Origin of the sequence: Lelliottia nimipressuralis, assembly GCF_041464075.1 — a bacterium.
Classification (GTDB): domain Bacteria; phylum Pseudomonadota; class Gammaproteobacteria; order Enterobacterales; family Enterobacteriaceae; genus Enterobacter; species Enterobacter nimipressuralis.
Window position 1 is genome coordinate 4,336,487 of the sequence record NZ_CP167172.1, and the last position, 17,631, is coordinate 4,354,117.

General features: G+C 56.6%; 18 protein-coding genes. 6 read left to right on the plus strand and 12 right to left on the minus strand.

Annotation, left to right across the window (positions count from 1 at the left end):
* Positions 1-6: 6 nt before the first annotated feature.
* Genes livG through livK form a run of 4 tightly spaced genes read right to left on the minus strand, consistent with a single transcriptional unit; the run spans position 7 to position 4,128 of the window.
* Positions 7-774 (minus strand): high-affinity branched-chain amino acid ABC transporter ATP-binding protein LivG, encoded by a 768-nt coding sequence (gene livG, locus ACB496_RS20850; protein WP_100778561.1) that lies wholly within the window; start codon positions 772-774, stop codon positions 7-9.
* Positions 771-2,048, minus strand: a complete 1,278-nt coding sequence (locus ACB496_RS20855) for a high-affinity branched-chain amino acid ABC transporter permease LivM (protein ID WP_371973607.1) — start codon at positions 2,046-2,048, stop codon at positions 771-773. Before ACB496_RS20855 ends, livG begins: the two co-directional genes overlap by 4 nt.
* Entirely contained in the window at positions 2,045-2,971 is a 927-nt protein-coding gene (gene livH, locus ACB496_RS20860; protein ID WP_100778559.1) for a high-affinity branched-chain amino acid ABC transporter permease LivH, read from the minus strand. Before livH ends, ACB496_RS20855 begins: the two co-directional genes overlap by 4 nt.
* 47 nt (positions 2,972-3,018) lie before the next feature.
* The gene (gene livK, locus ACB496_RS20865) at positions 3,019-4,128 is read right to left on the minus strand and encodes a high-affinity branched-chain amino acid ABC transporter substrate-binding protein LivK (RefSeq protein ID WP_102105315.1); all 1,110 of its coding nucleotides are present in this window, start codon (positions 4,126-4,128) and stop codon (positions 3,019-3,021) included.
* Positions 4,129-4,552: 424 nt separating this feature from the next.
* On the opposite strand from livK, the gene panM reads away from it, so the two are divergent.
* Complete coding sequence (gene panM, locus ACB496_RS20870) at positions 4,553-4,936, plus strand: aspartate 1-decarboxylase autocleavage activator PanM (protein ID WP_371973609.1); 384 nt, start codon at positions 4,553-4,555, stop codon at positions 4,934-4,936.
* An 87-nt stretch (positions 4,937-5,023) separates the two neighbouring features.
* On the opposite strand, the gene livJ is transcribed toward panM, so the two are convergent.
* The 6 genes from livJ to ftsY all read right to left on the minus strand — a co-directional run bounded on the left by livJ (position 5,024) and on the right by ftsY (position 12,050).
* Positions 5,024-6,124, minus strand: coding sequence for a branched chain amino acid ABC transporter substrate-binding protein LivJ (gene livJ, locus ACB496_RS20875; RefSeq protein WP_142503677.1), 1,101 nt, complete (start codon positions 6,122-6,124; stop codon positions 5,024-5,026).
* Positions 6,125-6,320: 196 nt separating this feature from the next.
* Positions 6,321-7,586 carry a 4-aminobutyrate--2-oxoglutarate transaminase gene (locus ACB496_RS20880; RefSeq protein ID WP_371973611.1) on the minus strand — a complete coding sequence of 422 codons (1,266 nt, stop codon included), beginning with the start codon at positions 7,584-7,586 and terminating at the stop codon, positions 6,321-6,323.
* Positions 7,587-7,720: 134 nt separating this feature from the next.
* Complete coding sequence (gene rpoH, locus ACB496_RS20885; protein ID WP_059180334.1) at positions 7,721-8,578, minus strand: RNA polymerase sigma factor RpoH; 858 nt, start codon at positions 8,576-8,578, stop codon at positions 7,721-7,723.
* Positions 8,579-8,834: 256 nt separating this feature from the next.
* Positions 8,835-9,890 (minus strand): permease-like cell division protein FtsX, encoded by a 1,056-nt coding sequence (gene ftsX / locus ACB496_RS20890; RefSeq protein WP_100778553.1) that lies wholly within the window; start codon positions 9,888-9,890, stop codon positions 8,835-8,837.
* Positions 9,883-10,548 (minus strand): cell division ATP-binding protein FtsE, encoded by a 666-nt coding sequence (gene ftsE, locus ACB496_RS20895; RefSeq protein WP_100778552.1) that lies wholly within the window; start codon positions 10,546-10,548, stop codon positions 9,883-9,885. Before ftsE ends, ftsX begins: the two co-directional genes overlap by 8 nt.
* Before the next feature lie 2 nt (positions 10,549-10,550).
* Positions 10,551-12,050: a signal recognition particle-docking protein FtsY gene (gene ftsY / locus ACB496_RS20900; RefSeq protein WP_371973614.1), complete on the minus strand. Its 1,500-nt coding sequence runs from the start codon at positions 12,048-12,050 to the stop codon at positions 10,551-10,553.
* A 127-nt stretch (positions 12,051-12,177) separates the two neighbouring features.
* Between ftsY and rsmD the strand changes: the two genes are divergently transcribed.
* A complete protein-coding gene (rsmD, locus tag ACB496_RS20905) occupies positions 12,178-12,777 on the plus strand; it encodes a 16S rRNA (guanine(966)-N(2))-methyltransferase (protein WP_100778550.1) in 600 nt (199 codons plus the stop codon).
* The gene (locus tag ACB496_RS20910; RefSeq protein WP_100778549.1) at positions 12,761-13,042 is read left to right on the plus strand and encodes a DUF1145 family protein; all 282 of its coding nucleotides are present in this window, start codon (positions 12,761-12,763) and stop codon (positions 13,040-13,042) included. The genes rsmD and ACB496_RS20910 overlap by 17 nt, the downstream gene beginning before the upstream one ends.
* A gap of 50 nt (positions 13,043-13,092) precedes the next feature.
* On the opposite strand, the gene ACB496_RS20915 is transcribed toward ACB496_RS20910, so the two are convergent.
* Entirely contained in the window at positions 13,093-13,452 is a 360-nt protein-coding gene (locus ACB496_RS20915) for a DUF2500 domain-containing protein (protein WP_102105308.1), read from the minus strand.
* Positions 13,453-13,580: 128 nt separating this feature from the next.
* Between ACB496_RS20915 and ACB496_RS20920 the strand changes: the two genes are divergently transcribed.
* Both ACB496_RS20920 and zntA read left to right on the plus strand, forming a co-directional pair.
* Entirely contained in the window at positions 13,581-14,207 is a 627-nt protein-coding gene (locus ACB496_RS20920) for a lysoplasmalogenase (protein WP_100778547.1), read from the plus strand.
* Between the two features lie 75 nt (positions 14,208-14,282).
* On the plus strand, positions 14,283-16,463 hold the full coding sequence (gene zntA / locus ACB496_RS20925; RefSeq protein ID WP_371973618.1) for a Zn(II)/Cd(II)/Pb(II) translocating P-type ATPase ZntA: 2,181 nt from the start codon (positions 14,283-14,285) through the stop codon (positions 16,461-16,463).
* 64 nt (positions 16,464-16,527) lie between these two features.
* Here the strand turns inward: zntA and tusA are convergent, their stop codons facing one another.
* Complete coding sequence (gene tusA, locus ACB496_RS20930) at positions 16,528-16,770, minus strand: sulfurtransferase TusA (protein ID WP_100778545.1); 243 nt, start codon at positions 16,768-16,770, stop codon at positions 16,528-16,530.
* A gap of 190 nt (positions 16,771-16,960) precedes the next feature.
* Between tusA and ACB496_RS20935 the strand changes: the two genes are divergently transcribed.
* On the plus strand, positions 16,961-17,626 hold the full coding sequence (locus ACB496_RS20935; RefSeq protein ID WP_100778544.1) for a 7-cyano-7-deazaguanine/7-aminomethyl-7-deazaguanine transporter: 666 nt from the start codon (positions 16,961-16,963) through the stop codon (positions 17,624-17,626).
* The last annotated feature ends 5 nt before the right edge of the window (positions 17,627-17,631 follow it).

Here is a 17,631-nt window from a genome sequence, read left to right on the forward strand (position 1 = left end):
CCCCCATCATGCTTCACCTAAGTAGGCGCGGATCACGTCCGGGTTATGTCGAATTTCTTCAGGCGTGCCGTTCGCCAGCGGCGTCCCCTGGTTGACGACGTAGATCCGATCCGAGATGCCCATCACCAGCTTCATATCGTGCTCAATCAGCAAAATGGTGGTGTCATGATGGTTACGCAGCTCGACGATCAGCTCGTCCAGCTCTTTGGTCTCTTTCGGGTTCAGACCGGCTGCAGGCTCATCGAGCATCAGGATTTCCGGCTGTGTGACCATGCAGCGGACAATTTCCAGACGACGCTGGTCGCCATAGGCCAGATTGCTGGCCTGACGGTTAGCGTGCTGCAACAGCCCAATACGATCCAGCCAGGTTGCGGCGCGGTCCAGGGCTTCGCTCTGCGCGCGGCGGAAGGCCGGGGTTTTCAGCAGGCCGGAGAACACCCCGCTCTTCAGCTGTTGATGTTGCGCCACCAGCAGGTTTTCAATCACCGTCATTTCACGGAACAGGCGCACGTGCTGGAAAGTACGCACCACGCCCATACGGGCGATCTGCTGGCCCGGCAGCCCTTCGAGATGCTGATCGCGCAGCATGATGGTCCCGCCCGTCGGCTTGTAAAAACCGGTCAGGCAGTTGAACACCGTGGTTTTCCCTGCGCCGTTCGGGCCGATCAGGGAGACAATCTCTTTCGGGAACAGGTCCAGCGAGACGTTATTGACCGCCAGCAGGCCGCCAAAACGCATCATCAGGCCGTTCACGGATAATAATGGCTGACTCATGCCTGCTCTCCTTTCGCTTGCCCGTTCTTCAGCTTCAACTGTGGACGGGTCATCGGCAGCAAGCCCTGCGGACGCCAGATCATCATCAGTACCATCAAACCACCCAGCATCAACATGCTGTATTCGTTAAAGTCGCGCATCAGCTCGCGGGAGACCACCAGCAGAATCGCCGCGAGGATCACCGCAAACTGGGAACCCATCCCGCCGAGTACCACGATGGCCAGTACGAAGGCCGATTCGGCAAAGGTGAAGGATTCCGGGCTGACGAAGCCCTGACGCGCGGCAAACAGCGTTCCGGCAAAACCGGCAAACGCGGCGCTGATGGTGAACGCGGTCAGTTTGATGCGCGTCGGGTTCAGCCCCAGGGAGCGGCAGGCGATTTCGTCTTCACGCAGCGCTTCCCACGCGCGGCCCAGCGGCATACGCAGCAAACGGTTGATCACGAACAGGGTGATCACCACCAGCAGCAGCGCCACCAGATAGAGCCAGATAACGCGGTCGGAGGGGTCGTACTTCACGCCGAAGAAATTGCTGAAAGTATCCCAGCCGCCTTCGCGCGCCGTGCGGCTGAACTCCAGGCCGAAGAAGGTCGGTTTCGGGATCTGGCTGATGCCGTTCGGACCGCCGGTCACTTCGGTGTTGTTGAGCAGCAGGATACGGACGATCTCGCCAAAGCCTAAGGTCACAATCGCCAGATAGTCACCGCGCAGACGCAGCACCGGGAAGCCGAGCAGGAAACCTGCGGCGGCAGACACCAGGCCCGCCAGCGGCAGACAGGTCCAGAAGCCCAGCCCGTAATAGTGGTTCAGCAACGCAAAGGTGTAGGCACCGATGGCGTAAAATCCGCCATAGCCCAGCACCAGCAGGCCAGACAGACCGACCACCACGTTCAAGCCCAGACCCAGAATCACGTAGATCATGGTCAGCGTGGCAATATCCACCGTCCCGCGCGACACCATGAACGGCCACGCAACAGCGGCCACCAGCAGCGCCAACAGGAACAGTTTCTGCTTAACGGTCGAGCCATCAATGGCTGGAAGCACGAATTTCGGGCCAGAGACATTTTTCATCGTCTTCTGGAACACCGGGCGCAGCAGCTGGAACAGGAACACTACTGCCGTACCGACAAACACCCACTGCCAGCGGATATCCGCGGCGGTATCGACCACCAGTCGGGTGCCATCCAGTTCTAACTGCACACCCATAAAGACGCCCGCGAGGACGAAGAACATGGCGGCAGAGAGCAGCGCCATCGCAAAATGCATCGGTTTCATACTTTCTCTACCTCCGGACGACCCAGAATCCCGGTAGGCATCACCAGCAGCACCAGAATCAGCAGTGCAAAGGAGACGACGTCTTTATATTCCGTACTCAGATACGCCGAGGAGAGCGCTTCGGCAACGCCCAGAATCAGGCCGCCGATCATCGCACCAGGAATACTGCCGATCCCGCCGAGCACCGCAGCGGTAAAGGCTTTCATCCCGGCCATAAAGCCGATGTAGGGGTTGATAACGCCGTAGAACTGACCGAGCAGCACACCCGCCACCGCCGCCATCGCGGCACCAATCACAAAGGTCAGGGCGATCACGCGGTCGGTGTTAATACCCAGCAGGCTGGCCATTTTCAGGTCTTCTGCACAGGCGCGGCAAGCGCGGCCCATGCGGGAGTAACGGATGAAAATGGTCAACGCCAGCATCGCGAGGAAGGTCACAACCCAGATCACCAGCTGCATGGTCGTGATAGAGGCCGAGAAGTTTTCGCTGGCCCCGATAATCCACTGGCCGTTAAACAGGCTTGGCAGCGCCACATCGCGCGAGCCTTCCGTCAGGCTGACGTAGTTTTGCAGGAAGATGGACATCCCGATGGCGGAGATGAGCGCAATCAGACGTTTGGAGCTGCGCACAGGCCGATAGGCCACGCGCTCGATGCTCCAGCCGTAGGCGCTGGCAATCACAATTGCACCGACAAAACCGGCCCCCACCAGCAGCCAGCTGCTGTCGATACCCATCATCATCAGTGCGGCAATGATCATAAAGGAGACATAGCTGCCGATCATATAGACCTCGCCGTGGGCGAAGTTGATCATGCCGATAATGCCGTAAACCATCGTGTAACCGATGGCGATCAGCGCATAGGTGCTTCCCAGCGTGACGCCGTTAAACATCTGCTGCAAGAAATAGAGAAACTGCTCGGACATAAGAAAACCTTTTTATAACCGCCCGTTTTGCGCGGGCGGCGGGATGATTATTTGGCTACCGAAGAAGAACCATCGGCGTGCCATTGGAAGACACCAAATTCAAATCCCTTTAGATCGCCTTTCTCATCCCAGTTCAGCGGCCCAATCACGGTGTTTGCTCCGTGTGCTTTTAAATCTTTCACTAAGTCCAGCGGCTCTTTGCTGCCGGTGCGCTCCATAGCAGTCGCCAGAGACTGCACCGCCGCGTAGGTGATCCAGACGTACGGACCGCTCGGATCTTTCTTCTGCGCTTTGAGCGCCTCTACGATAGCCTTGTTCGCCGGTTCCTGGTCATAGCGTTTTGGCATTGTCACCAGCATGCCTTCGCCCGCATCGCCTGCGATGTTGGACAGGGACGCGTTACCCACGCCTTCCGGGCCCATGAACTGCGTTTTCAGACCAGTCGCGCGCGCCTGGCGCAGCATCTGGCCCATCTCCGGGTAGTAACCGCCGTAGTACACGAAGTCGATGTTCTCTTTTTGCAGGCGTGCCAGCAGGGCAGAGAAATCTTTCTCACCTGCGGTGATACCGTCGAAGAAGACCACATTCGCGCCGCCTTTTTTCAGGCCATCCTGTACGGAACGCGCGAGGCCTTCACCGTATTGCTGTTTATCGTGAATGATCGCGATGCGCTGCGGCTTCACTTTCTCGAGGATGTACTTCGCGGCAGTCGGCCCCTGAGAAGAGTCCAGACCGGCGGTACGCATGATGTGCTGATAGCCACGCTGCGTCAGCTCCGGGTTGGTAGCGCCTGGCGTGATCATCAGAATGCCTTCGTCTTCATAGATATCTGAAGCGGGCTGCGTGGAAGAGGAGCACAGGTGGCCGATAACGTACTGAATACCGTCGTTAACGATTTTGTTCGCCACGGCGACGGCTTGTTTCGGATCGCAGGCGTCGTCATATTCCACGCCAACCAGCTTATCCCCTTTGATCCCGCCTTTGGCGTTGATGTCTTTGATCGCCTGACGCGCGCCGTTGAACTCCATATCACCCCACTGGGCAACCGGACCGGACATCGCACCGACGACGGCAACTTTAATCTCTTCCGCCATGGCTGCCTGCGAAATCGCTAATGCAACCATTCCCGCGATCAATGCTTTCGCGTTCCTTTTCATCTGTGAATCCCCATTCGTGACGTGATGTATATATTTTGTTTTATTATGGTTAAAAAGCATTCTGTACTTTTAATGAACAACGCTATTTTTACCAGTGCCTTTAATGGTTTAGCGCAGTTTTTTGATAAAAACCAGACTAAAATCTCTATTTTTCAGGCGATTAAGCAAAGATAATATTCTGAAATCAGACAGAGATAAACAAATAAAAGTGCAGTTAGCAGCATAAAATAACGGTACAAAGCGCCGAATAAAACACTGCCTTTTAGAGTAAAATTCTGCTTAATTTTCGATCCCTGCTCTTTCTCGCTACACATCGCGTTGCTAAAAAAGTAATCAGCTAGAGAATGGTTCAAAAAAGGGGAAGCCGCTGAAGAGATAAATTGAGTACACTGCCTTTACTCTTTTTGATTTGGACAAGCAGCTAATGAAACTGACCATCCTTCGTCTGGTGTCCTTTAGCGACCAGGATCATATCGACCTGGGCAAGATCTGGCCGGAATATTCTCCTTCCTCCCTGACCGTGGATGAAACCCATCGAATTTATGCCGCCCGCTTTAACGAGCGTCTGCTGGGCGCAGTGCGCGTGACCCTGAGCGGAACCGATGGCGCGCTGGACTCCCTGCGCGTGCGGGAAATCACCCGCCGTCGCGGCGTGGGGCAGTATTTGATTGAAGAGGTGATTCGCGATAATCCGGACGTGTCAGCCTGGTGGATGTCCGATATCGGTGTGGAAGACCGCAGCGTAATGTCCGCCTTTATGCAGGCGACAGGGTTTTCAGAGCGGGAAAATGGGTGGGAGCGGCGGTAAAAAAAAGCCGGGTGGCGACTGCGCCTTACCCGGCCTGGAACTCAGGTTTTGTAGGCCCGGAGAGCATAGCGCCACCGGGCATTTTTTTTACTTAGCGTCGGTCGCTGAACCGTCTGCATGCCAGGTAAAGACACCGAACTCAAAACCTTTCAGATCGCCCTTTTCGTCCCAGGACAGCGGCCCCATGACAGTATCGACGGAGTTCGCTTTCAGCCAGGTCGCAATCTCAGCCGGATCGGCTGACTGGTTCAGGCCTGCCTGCAGGGATTGCAGCGCAGCGTAGGTGGTCCACACGAACGCGCCGCTTGGATCTTGTTTCTTGGCCTTGATGGCATCCACAATCGGTTTGTTCGCCGGAACCTGATCGTAGTTCTTCGGCTTGGTGACCAGCATCCCTTCAGCCGAGTCGCCCGCGATGTTAGACAGGGAAACGTTCGCCACACCCTCTGGTCCCATGAACTGTGTTTTCAGACCGGCCGCGCGCGCCTGGCGCAGGATCTGGCCCATTTCCGGGTGATAACCGCCGTAGTACACGAAGTCGATGTTCTCTTTCTTCAGGCGCGCCACCAGCGTGGAGAAGTCTTTTTCACCGGCGGTGATGCCGTCGAAGAACACCACTTTCGCATTGGCTTTCTTCAGGCTGTCCTGTACGGAGCGCGCCAGGCCTTCGCCGTACTGCTGTTTATCGTGAACAATCGCGATGCGCTGCGGCTTCACTTTCTCAAGAATGTATTTCGCGGCCGTTGGGCCCTGGTCGGAGTCCAGACCGGTGGTACGCAGAATCAGTTTATAACCACGCGCGGTCAGCTCTGGTGCAGTCGCGGCCGGGGTGATCATCAGAATGCCTTCGTCTTCGTAGATATCAGACGCAGGCTGGGTGGATGAGGAGCACAGGTGACCGATAACGTATTTGATCCCGTCGTTTACCACTTTGTTCGCCACTGCTACCGCTTGTTTCGGGTCGCAGGCATCGTCATATTTTACGATCTGCAGTTTTTCGCCTTTGATGCCGCCCTTGGCATTAATGTCTGCAACCGCTTGTTCTGCGCCGGTAAATTCCTGGTCGCCGTATTGCGCTACCGGACCGGACATCGCACCGACAACAGCCACTTTAATATCCGCCTGAGCCATAGTGCTGAATGCCAACGCGATACATCCTGCCAGTAACGCTTTACCCTTCATATTCATCCTGAGATTCCCCATTATTATGGTTATTACGATTGTTGTGATGTTGTTGTGTAGCGCTTTATTTCAATTATAGGTCTGCCGTCCGCGCTTTTTCAGCACACTCTGCTAAAACATACCCCATTTTTATGATTTTGGAATAGCTAATTTGAAATGTAACTATGCCAGCCCGGTGCAGTTTTGCGACCGGGCTCGGGCTTTATCGAGTCAGCGAGGCAGAGATGATATCCAGCGCTTTGCGGAACTGCGCATCGGGAATGGTGAGTGGATAGAGAAAACGAATGACGTTGCCGTATACGCCGCAGCTGAGCAGCAACAGCCCTTCCGCCAGCGCGCGCTCCTGAACCTGGCGGGTAAATTCCGGTGAGGGCTGCCCGGTCTCGGGATCGTTGAACTCCACCGCCACCATCGAGCCTTGCGCGCGGATATCGGCGATATATGGGCAACCAGATTTGGCCTTGCTCAGCACTTCCACCAGATGATGGCCCAGGTGAGAGGCGCGAGCGCACAGATCCTCTTCGTCGATCACCTCCAGCACCGCCAGTGCCGCCGCAATCGCCAGCGGGTTCCCGGCGTAGGTGCCGCCCAGCCCGCCCGGTGCGGGGGCGTCCATCACCTCCGCGCGGCCCGACACCGCCGAGAGCGGCATCCCGCCCGCCAGGCTTTTCGCCATGGTGATCAGATCCGGTTTAACGCAGTGATGCTCCATCGAGAACAGTTTCCCGGTACGGGCAAAGCCGGTCTGCACTTCGTCAGCGATCAGCAAAATTCCGTGGGTGTCGCACAGGGCGCGCAGCCCTTGCATGAAATCGGGCGGCGCGACGTTGAATCCGCCTTCACCCTGAACCGGTTCGAGGATAATCGCTGCCACCTGATCCGGGGCGATATCGGCTTTGAAGATACGCTCCAGGCTTTTCAGGGCGTCCTGAGAACTCACGCCGTGCAGCGTGTTTGGATATTGCGCGTGAAAGACCGAGCCAGGGAACGGGCCGAAGCCGAGTTTGTACGGTGCCACTTTGCCGGTGAGGGCCATGGTCATAAAGGTACGCCCGTGGAAGGCGCCGCCGAACGTGATAAGACCGGGTCGTTTGGTGTAGGCGCGGGCGATTTTGACCGCGTTTTCGACGGCTTCTGCGCCCGTCGAGAAGAAGGCGGTTTTGGCTGGCCCTTCAATCGGCACACGGGCATTGATGCGCTCTGCGAGGGCGATATAGCCTTCGTACGGCACAATCTGGTACGCCGTGTGGGTAAACGACTGAAGCTGCTTTTCGATGGCGGCGATCACTTTGGGATGGCGATGGCCCGTGTTCAGCACCGCAATCCCGGCGGCGAAGTCGATCACTTCGTTGCCTTCGATATCCCACAGCGTGGCGTTTTCCGCTTTATCGGCGTAAAAACCGCACATCACCCCGATGCCGCGCGGCGTTGCCTGCAAACGCCGTTCATTTAACTCGTGATTGTTCACCCTGTCCCCCTAAGATTCGCATGCGTAGCGCATCTGTAAGTGTTTGCCAGGGGGGAGGAATTCGCCAGAGCGGTCGTTAAAAAAACAAAACCCCCAGATTTTCATCCAGGGGTTATCGGGGAACTTCGCGGGAATTACGCTTCGATAGCGGCGCGAAGTTTTTTCATGGCGTTCTTTTCAAGCTGACGCACACGCTCTGCTGAGACGCCGTAGCGGTCGGCCAGCTCCTGCAGGGTGGACTTGTTGTCTTCGTCCAGCCAGCGGGCGCGGATAATCGCCTGGCTACGCTCGTCGAGACCTTCCATCGCGTGGGTGAGTTTGTTCGCGGCCTGATCTTCCCAGTTATCCTCTTCGATGCCGTCGGCAAAGTTAGAGGTTTTATCCTGCAGATACAGAACCGGTGCCATCGGCTGGCTATCCTGCGCATCGTCGTCAGAAGACATATCGAATGTCATGTCCTGAGCGGCCATACGGGATTCCATCTCACGCACATCTTTGCTGGAAACGCCCAGCTCACGCGCCACCATTTCGACTTCATCCTGATTGAACCAGCCCAGACGCTGCTTGGCTTTACGCAGGTTGAAGAACAGTTTGCGCTGTGCTTTGGTCGTAGCGACTTTCACAATACGCCAGTTACGCAGCACGTATTCGTGAATTTCCGCTTTGATCCAGTGAACGGCGAAGGAGACCAGTCGCACACCCACTTCCGGGTTGAAGCGACGTACAGCCTTCATCAGACCGATGTTACCTTCCTGAATCAAGTCCGCCTGCGGCAGACCGTAACCCGAGTAATTACGAGCAACGTGAACAACAAAGCGCAGGTGAGACAGGATCAGCGTCTTAGCTGCTTCCAGATCGCCCTGGTAATGCAGCTTTTCAGCAAGCTCCTTTTCTTCCTCAGCCGTCAACATCGGCCAGGTGTTCGCAGCCCGGATATAAGATTCCAGGTTACCAACAGGGGCTAAAGCTAAAGTTTGCATTTCTTTGGTCATTCATTCCTCTCAATTTAGTGTCTTCTGGCGTTTGTTTGTCCCCATCAGGCAACAAGCATGCCAAAGCATTTGAGCAGTGAGACTAACATTCACATTTTTATCAGACCGTGATTTTATCCACAAGTTCCATGTAATGCTGTGAATAAATTACGCACAAATTGTGACATGGACAACTGATTGCGGGGGAGAGCCAACAGGGACTCTTTCCCTGCAGAGTGAAGTACTCATTGCAGGGAAAGATTATACCAGAGATTTTTTACTGCGGGGTAAAGTGACGTAAATGTTGTACGGTGGCAAGCCAGGCGGCCACCCAGCCAATCATCGAGCACACCAGCAGTAATAACAGGCACTCATCGAAGGATAAGCCACTGATATCAAACTTAGTTCCGAAAACCTGCGCCACTTCGGTGACGGCAGAAGAGAGCCGCATCACCAAAATTTCTGACAGAATCAGTGAAAGAAATGCGCCGGAAAAACCGAGCAATGCGCCGCCATACAGGAACGGGCGCAGGATGAATCCATCCGTCGCACCTATCAGTTTCTGCACGTTAATCGTATCGCGACGGGCGAAGATGCTCAGACGCACGCTGTTACCGATGACGAGGAAGACCGCCGCCACCATCAGCACGCCAATCATTGCCGCCACGCGCCCTACCAGCCCCGTCAGGGAGGCCAAACGCGCAAACCAGCTGTCGTCCATACGCACTTCATCAATGCCGTTGATACGGGTGATGCGATCGCGCAGGGTGTTCAGCGAATCCGTGCCCTGGAAGTCCAGTTTCGGAATAACCACTGCCACGGCGGGCAGCGGGTTCTCTTCGAGCATATCCAGCGCGCCGCCAAATCCGGACCAGTTGCGGAACTCGCCCAGCGCTTCGTCGCGCGACAGGTAGTTCACCTTTTCGACGCCCTGCTCCGCCTGGAGTTGCCCCACCACCTGTGCGGCGGCGCTGTCATCCAGCGCCTTATCCAGATACACCGTGATCTGCGGAGACGGATAGTACTGCGAAGCCGCCTCATTGACGTTTTTGTAGACCATATAGCAGACGCTCGGCAGCGTCAGGGAGATGGCGATTACCATCACCGTCAGGAACGTCGCCAGCGGTTTGCTTTTCAGATCCTGCACCGCGCCGTGGAAGGCGTAGCGCACCTGTTCGTTAAAGACGTTGGTCTTGCGAGAGTTTGGCTTCGGCGCCGCTTTCGCACGCTTTGGCGTGTTACGGTTACCCTCTCCGCCGCCCTGCGGCTTGCGGAAGCGGTCGAATCGGTTACCAAACTGCCGAATCTGGTTTATTGCGTCGCGCTTATTCAACGTGGCCTCCGTGCAAATGACCTTCGCTCAGGGTCAGCATGCGGTACGAACGACGGGAAATCAGCCCAATGTCGTGCGTCGCCATCAGGACTGTTACCCCAACGCGGTTAAATTCCTCAAACAGCCGCAGGATCCCTTCCGAGAGCGCATCGTCCAGGTTACCGGTCGGTTCATCCGCCAGCAGGACGGCGGGTTTGTTCACCACCGCACGGGCAATACCCACGCGCTGCTGTTCACCGCCGGAAAGCTGAATCGGGAAGTTCTTCGCTTTGTCCAGCAGCCCGACTTTATCCAGCGCCGCCGAAACGCGACGGCGGATATCGTCATAGCTGGCACCCGCAATGATCAGCGGGATCGCCACGTTATCAAAAACGGTGCGATCCATCAGCAGGTGGTGATCCTGGAAAATCATGCCGATCTGACGACGCAGAAACGGCACCTCACGGTTTTTCAGGCGGCTGATATCATGCCCGCTAAAAAAGATGTTCCCGGCGCTTGGCCGCTCGATCCCACAGATAAGCTTGAGCAGGGTACTTTTCCCCGCGCCGGAGTGGCCGGTCAGGAATGCCATCTCGCCCGGTTGCAGGTGGAATGTCACCCCCTGCAACGCTTGTCTCCCACCGAGATAGGCCTTGCTGACGTGTTCAAAGCGAATCATTGTTAATCCTCTCGGGCAAATAGTGCCTCAATAAAGTCGTCCGATTTAAACGGACGCAAATCCTCGATACGTTCGCCGACACCGATGTAACGGATTGGGATGCCGAACTGATCCGCCACGGAGAAGATCACTCCCCCCTTGGCGGTGCCGTCCAGTTTGGTCAGCGTAATCCCGGTCAGCCCGACCGCTTCATCAAACAGCTTCGCCTGGCTGATGGCGTTCTGTCCGGTGCTGGCATCAATGGTCAGCATAATTTCATGCGGCGCGTCTTCGTCCAGCTTCTTCATCACGCGAACGATTTTCTTCAGCTCTTCCATCAGGTGCGATTTATTCTGCAAACGCCCTGCGGTATCCGCAATCAGTACATCGATATTTCGCGCTTTCGCCGCCTGGATGGCATCGAAAATCACGGACGCAGAATCTGCGCCAGTGTGCTGCGCAACCACCGGAATGTTGTTGCGCTGACCCCAGACCTGCAGCTGCTCGACGGCCGCTGCACGGAAGGTATCGCCCGCCGCCAGCATCACCGATTTGCCCTGCTGCTCAAACTGACGCGCCAGCTTACCGATGGTGGTGGTTTTCCCGACGCCGTTAACGCCCACCATCAGAATAACAAAGGGCGTTTTGCCTTCAATATTAAGCGGTTCGTCAACTTTTGCGAGAATTTCGCCCATCTCGTCTTTCAGCAGGCCGTACAGCGCCTCGGCATCACGCAGCTGTTTACGGCTCGCGCTTTCCGTCAGTTTCGCGATAATTTTGCGCGTGGTTTCCACGCCAACATCGGCAATCAGCAGCTGCTCTTCCAGCTCTTCAAACAGATCATCGTCGATTTTTTTGCCACGGAACAGACTGATAAATCCGGAACCGAGGTTTTCTTTGGTTCTGACCAGGCTGCGTTTCAGACGCGCGAAGAAACCTTCTTTGGTCGGTTTTTCCTGCTCCTGAACGATCTCTTCCGCCGGGGCCTCTTCTTCCGTCTCTTCGACCGGCACCACGATCACCGCTTCTTCTGCGGCTTCGGCGGCCAGCGCCTGGGCTTCCAGCTCTTCATCGGTGATTTCAGGCTCGTTTTCCGCCTCTTCTTCAACGGCTTCAACGATCTCTACGGTTTCCGCTTCCGCCTGCCACTCTTCTGGCGCGATCGCTTCGGCTTTGACCTCTTCCGGCAGCGGCAGCTCTTCGTGCTCAATCACGGCCTGAGGCGCTTCTTCGACAACCGGCTCAACGACAACCTCGACCGCCTGAGGAACAATTACCGGCTCCGGTTTCTCGATCTCCTGAATCTGTTCGGTCACCTCAACCACGTCTTCAGCGAAGGAGTCGATCTCTTCTTTGCTGTGCGCGGGCTCTTCCGCTTCTACAACCGCAGCGGTTTCAACAGGCGTTTCGGGCTGTGACTGCTCTTCAACCGCTTGCTGTTCTTCGATTTTCTGTTCTGTTTCTTGCTCTTTTTCGCCGAAGCCCAGCCAGGAAAAGAAGCCACGTTTTTTTTGTTTTGCCATCTGCGACGACACTCCTCGCGGTGCTATATACATGGAAGCTATAAAAATGATGAAATAGTCTAACACTTTACCTAATTAACATCACCGCCTGGAATCGCAGGCCAATTGTTAGCAGAGCTTTCCTGAAATGAAGAAAACGAACCGCCCGGCCGGACAAATTCGCATTATTGGCGGCCAGTGGCGAGGCCGCAAACTGCCTGTGCCCGACAGCCCTGGGCTGCGCCCGACAACCGATCGCGTCCGCGAGACGCTATTTAACTGGCTGGCTCCGTCGATGGTTGACGCCCGCTGCCTGGACTGTTTTGCCGGAAGCGGCGCGCTCGGCCTTGAAGCGCTGTCGCGTTATGCCGCAAGCGCTACCCTGCTGGAGATGGAGCGCGGCGTTGCGCAGCAGTTGCAGCAAAATCTGGCGACCCTCAAAGCAACCAACGGCAACGTGGTGAATACCAATACTCTGTCGTTCCTCGCGCAAAAGGGCACGCCGCACGACGTGGTATTTATCGACCCGCCGTTCCGCAAGGGGCTACTGGAAGAGACGCTGACGCTGCTGGAAAACAACGGCTGGCTGGCGGATGACGCGCTTATTTATGTCGAAAGTGAAGTGGAAAATGGCCTTCCGCCGGTTCCCGTTCACTGGGATCTGCACCGCGAACAGGTCGCAGGGCAGGTCGCCTATCGTTTGTATCACCGTGAAGTAGAAGGAGAGCCTGATGCCAGTTCTGATTAATCTTGGCCGTTTGCTGATGTTGGGCGTCTGGGCGTTTCTGCTCCTGAACCTCGTCCACCCGTTCCCACGTCCGATGAACATTTTCGTCAACGTGGCGCTGATTTTCACCGCCTTTATGCACGCCCTGCAGATGGTGATGCTGAAAAACGGTCTGCCGAAAGACGGGCCGCCGATGACCGGCTGGCAGCAACTGCGCGTCTTTATTTTCGGCGTGTTCGAGCTGCTGGTGTGGATGAAAAAGTTTAAAGCACAGGCGAAGAAATAAGTCATATGCAGCCCGGTGTACAGCTTTTGTAGACCGGGCCACTCGGCGAGTTACGGCTCGACCGCAAACCCTTCAAACCGCGATCCCTTATAGCTCAACAGCCCGCGATCCCCCACCGTCAGCTGATGGTACTGCTTCTCGTCGAGACGAAACGTCATCTCCAGCCCACCGCTCTGCGGTTTAAAGCTCGCCTCATAGCGCATTAATGCCCCTGCTGGCGTCACCTGTTGCTGCCGGGAACGGCGCTCATTAAGCGCTTTCTCGCGCTTATTGCTCACCACCACCCGTTTTTGTAAGAGCGGCGCGGCGTCATTATCGGCTTTTTCGCGGCGCTGCTGCACAAAGCGAAACGAAGCGGCGATGACGATGATGGCCACCACCACCACGAAGAAAAGCGGCATTTTGCTCATTGTTGAATCCCATCAGATTATGCGGAAATCAGGATACCGCGGCTTATCCGGCATTGCCAAACGCCTGCTCGCGTCACTACACTGAATCAGAATGTATGATTCAAAAATAACAGATACAGGGAGTTAATATGCTTTGGTCATTTATCGCTGTCTGTTTTTCCGCATGGCTTTATGTCGATGCGTCGTATCGCGGTCCAACGTGGCAGCGCTGGCTGTTTAAACCGGTGACCCTGCTGCTCCTGCTGCTGCTCGCCTGGCAGGCGCCGATGTTCAACGCCGTGAGCTATCTGGTACTCGCGGGTCTGTGCGCCTCGCTGATTGGTGACGCGCTTACCCTGCTGCCGCGCCAGCGTTTGCTGTATGCCATCGGGGCATTTTTCCTTTCCCATCTGCTCTATACCATCTACTTCGCCAGCCAGATGACCCTCTCCTTCTTCTGGCCGCTGCCGCTGATCTTACTGGTCATGGGCGCGCTGCTGGTGGCGGTGATCTGGACACGGCTGGAAGAGATGCGCTGGCCGGTCTGTACCTTTATCGCCATGACGCTGGTGATGGTCTGGCTGGCCGGTGAACTGTGGTTCTTCCGCCCAACGTCACCTGCAATGTCGGCGTTCTTCGGTGCCGCCCTGCTGCTGATTGGGAATATTGTCTGGCTGGGAAGTCACTACCGCCGTCGCTTCCGCGCGGATAACGCTATCGCCGCCGCCTGCTACTTCGCCGGGCATTTCCTGATAGTCCGCTCGCTGTATATTTAATAGTGCTTGACTCTGGAGTCGACTCCAGAGTGTATGCTGCGGTTAATGAGAAAATTATCATTACCGGAGAGTGCCATGTCGACTCCAGAAACACCGAAAAAAGTGCCGCAATTCTCGGCGCTGAAACTCAGCCCCGCGCCTGCGAAAGACGACTGCTGCTGCGACAGCGGATGCGAAACCCAGACGGCACCCGTGCTGCCTGAAAACGGCGAGCGCTACACCTGGATCGTCAACGGGATGGACTGCGCCGCCTGCGCGCGCAAAGTCGAAAACGCCGTCAAACAGGTGGCTGGCGTTAACCACGTTCAGGTGCTGTTCGCGACCGAAAAGCTGCTCATCAGCGCTGAAAAAGATGTCAGTGCGCAAGTCGAAGCGGCCGTCACCCGCGCGGGCTATTCCCTGCGCAGCGAGCAGACGCCTGCCGAAAAAACCTCTCCCCTGCGGGAAAATCTGCCGCTCATCACGCTGATCATCATGATGGCGCTGAGCTGGACGCTGGAACACTTTAATCATCCGTTCGGCAATCTGGCGTTTATCGCAACGACCCTGGTCGGCCTGTTCCCGATTGCCCGTCAGGCCCTGCGCCTGATGAAAAGCGGCAGCTGGTTCGCCATTGAAACACTGATGAGCGTCGCGGCGATTGGCGCGCTGTTTATTGGTGCGACGGCAGAAGCGGCGATGGTCCTGCTGCTGTTCCTGATTGGCGAACGCCTTGAAGGCTGGGCGGCGAGCCGCGCACGCAAAGGGGTCAGCGCGTTAATGGCGTTGAAACCGGAAACGGCAATGGTCGTGGTCGACGGAGAACGAAAAACTGTCGCCATCACTGCACTTCGCCCCGGCGATGTAATGGAAGTGGCTGCCGGTGGCCGTCTGCCTGCGGACGGTACGCTCATCACCGCAAACGCCAGTTTCGATGAAAGCGCCCTGACCGGGGAATCAATTCCTGTCGAACGTGAGACGGGCGAGAAAGTCCCTGCCGGGGCCACCAGCGTGGACCGTCTGGTGCAGCTCACGGTACTGTCCGAACCGGGCGACAGCGCCATTGACCGGATTCTGAAGCTTATCGAAGAAGCCGAAGAGCGCCGCGCGCCCGTCGAGCGCTTTATCGATCGCTTCAGCCGCATTTACACACCGGTGATTATGCTGATTGCCCTGCTGGTGGCGGTGGTTCCGCCGCTGCTGTTCAGCGCCCCGTGGGAGGCCTGGATTTATAAAGGGCTGACGCTGCTGCTGATCGGCTGTCCGTGTGCGCTGGTGATCTCAACACCTGCGGCCATTACCTCAGGGCTGGCGGCAGCCGCGCGACGTGGAGCGCTGATTAAAGGCGGTGCCGCGCTGGAGCAGCTCAGCCAGGTTCAGCAGATCGCCTTCGATAAAACCGGAACCCTGACGGTTGGCAAACCGCAGGTTACCGGAATTTATCCTGCCGACGACGCACTGCTGTCACTGGCCGCCGCCGTCGAGCAGGGATCGACCCATCCACTGGCGCAGGCGATTGTGCGTGAGGCCCAGTCGCGCGGGCTGACTATCCCCGCAGCCAGTGCGCAGCGCGCGCTAATGGGGTCAGGGATCGAAGCGGTGGTCGAAGGGCGCCAGGTGCTGATCTGTGCCGCCGATAAATTCCCCGCTGACGCATTTAGCCCGCAGATCCGCGAGCTGGAACAGGCCGGGCAGACGGTGGTGATCGTCGTTGTCGACGGCGTGGCGAAAGGGGTTCTGGCCCTGCGCGATACCCTGCGTGACGATGCCAAAGAGGCCGTGGCGGCACTGCATAAGCTCGGTATTCAGGGTGTGATTTTGACCGGCGATAACCCACGTGCAGCGGCAGCGATTGCCAGTGAGCTTGATCTGGAATACCGGGCAGGATTGTTGCCAGCAGATAAAGTGCAGGCTGTTACCGGGCTGAACGCTCAGGCACCGCTGGCAATGGTCGGCGACGGGATTAACGACGCCCCGGCGATGAAAGCCGCAACGATTGGGATTGCGATGGGCAGCGGCACCGACGTGGCGCTGGAAACCGCCGATGCGGCGCTTACCCATAACCGTCTGACCGGGCTTGCGCAGATGATATCCCTGGCGCGCGCCACCCGCGCCAATATTCGTCAGAACATTACGATTGCGCTGGGGCTGAAGGGGATCTTCCTGGTGACAACGCTGCTGGGGATAACAGGTCTGTGGCTGGCGGTGCTGGCGGATACGGGGGCGACGGTGCTGGTGACAGCCAACGCCCTGCGGTTGTTACGGCGGAAGTCATAACCGCCGGGCAAAGGCGATAATGTTGTAGGCCTGGTAAAGCGTCGTCGCCACCCGGCAACCGCGATTATCCTTTGCGCAGCAGATACCGGTACGGCAGCGATTGCGTCTCTTGCGCCACCAGCTCGTGTTCCATAAAGGTACAAAAGCCCGGAATATCGCGGGTGGTGGCAGGATCGTCAGCAATGATCAGCAGCGTCTCGCCGGTCTGCATGTTGCGCACGGTTTTGCGCACCATCATTACCGGCTCCGGGCAACGGAGGCCTTGTGCATCAAGCGTATGGTCAGGGCTGGAAAACAGGTTGGTCATCATCTTCTCGTTCACATCAAAAACGGCTGTAGTTTACGCCGCGTTTTCGGCAAAGCAAACCAGGTTAACGATTGCGCGAAAATTAGCCATTGCAATACCCTCCAAAAGCAGTATTATGCGGCGGCTTTAAACCCTACCCCGGTAGGTTTTTATTGGGTTCCCTCACCCCAAATCATAAAAAGGTCACAATATGACGCAGTTCTCTCAATCGCAGCGCGTAAAAGCGTTGTTCTGGCTATCGCTATTTCATCTGCTGGTGATCACCTCCAGTAACTATCTGGTGCAGCTGCCCATCTCCATTTTTGGTTTCCATACCACCTGGGGCGCGTTCAGTTTCCCGTTTATCTTCCTTGCGACAGATTTGACCGTGCGCATCTTCGGCGCGCCGCTGGCCCGACGCATTATTTTTGCGGTGATGCTGCCCGCGCTGTTCATCTCCTACGTCATCTCATCCCTGTTCTATATGGGAAGCTGGCAGGGCTTTGAAGCGCTGACGCACTTCAATCTGTTTGTCGCCCGTATCGCCGCCGCCAGCTTTATGGCCTATGCGCTGGGGCAGATCCTCGACGTCCACGTCTTTAACCGCCTGCGACAAAACCACCGCTGGTGGATGGCACCGACGGCGTCCACGCTGTTTGGCAACGTCAGCGATACCCTCGCCTTCTTCTTTATCGCCTTCTGGCGCAGCCCGGATGCCTTTATGGCCGCCCACTGGATGGAAATCGCGCTGGTGGACTACTGCTTCAAAGTGCTGATCAGCATTGTGTTCTTCCTGCCGATGTACGGCGTGCTGCTGAATATGCTGCTGAAAAGGCTGGCGGATAAATCCGAAATGTCTGCATTACAGGCTGGTTAAAGGTT

Excerpts from the sequence above, each read along its gene's own strand:
- livG (WP_100778561.1), bottom strand. The coding sequence starts at position 774 with ATGAGTCAGCCATTATTATCCGTGAACGGCCTGATGATGCGTTTTGGC.
- ACB496_RS20855 (WP_371973607.1), bottom strand. The coding sequence starts at position 2,048 with ATGAAACCGATGCATTTTGCGATGGCGCTGCTCTCTGCCGCCATGTTC.
- livH (WP_100778559.1), bottom strand. The coding sequence starts at position 2,971 with ATGTCCGAGCAGTTTCTCTATTTCTTGCAGCAGATGTTTAACGGCGTC.
- livK (WP_102105315.1), bottom strand. The coding sequence starts at position 4,128 with ATGAAAAGGAACGCGAAAGCATTGATCGCGGGAATGGTTGCATTAGCG.
- panM (WP_371973609.1), top strand. The coding sequence starts at position 4,553 with ATGAAACTGACCATCCTTCGTCTGGTGTCCTTTAGCGACCAGGATCAT.
- livJ (WP_142503677.1), bottom strand. The coding sequence starts at position 6,124 with ATGAATATGAAGGGTAAAGCGTTACTGGCAGGATGTATCGCGTTGGCA.
- rpoH (WP_059180334.1), bottom strand. The coding sequence starts at position 8,578 with ATGACCAAAGAAATGCAAACTTTAGCTTTAGCCCCTGTTGGTAACCTG.
- ftsE (WP_100778552.1), bottom strand. The coding sequence starts at position 10,548 with ATGATTCGCTTTGAACACGTCAGCAAGGCCTATCTCGGTGGGAGACAA.
- ftsY (WP_371973614.1), bottom strand. The coding sequence starts at position 12,050 with ATGGCAAAACAAAAAAAACGTGGCTTCTTTTCCTGGCTGGGCTTCGGC.
- rsmD (WP_100778550.1), top strand. The coding sequence starts at position 12,178 with ATGAAGAAAACGAACCGCCCGGCCGGACAAATTCGCATTATTGGCGGC.
- ACB496_RS20910 (WP_100778549.1), top strand. The coding sequence starts at position 12,761 with ATGCCAGTTCTGATTAATCTTGGCCGTTTGCTGATGTTGGGCGTCTGG.
- ACB496_RS20915 (WP_102105308.1), bottom strand. The coding sequence starts at position 13,452 with ATGAGCAAAATGCCGCTTTTCTTCGTGGTGGTGGTGGCCATCATCGTC.
- ACB496_RS20920 (WP_100778547.1), top strand. The coding sequence starts at position 13,581 with ATGCTTTGGTCATTTATCGCTGTCTGTTTTTCCGCATGGCTTTATGTC.
- zntA (WP_371973618.1), top strand. The coding sequence starts at position 14,283 with ATGTCGACTCCAGAAACACCGAAAAAAGTGCCGCAATTCTCGGCGCTG.
- tusA (WP_100778545.1), bottom strand. The coding sequence starts at position 16,770 with ATGACCAACCTGTTTTCCAGCCCTGACCATACGCTTGATGCACAAGGC.
- ACB496_RS20935 (WP_100778544.1), top strand. The coding sequence starts at position 16,961 with ATGACGCAGTTCTCTCAATCGCAGCGCGTAAAAGCGTTGTTCTGGCTA.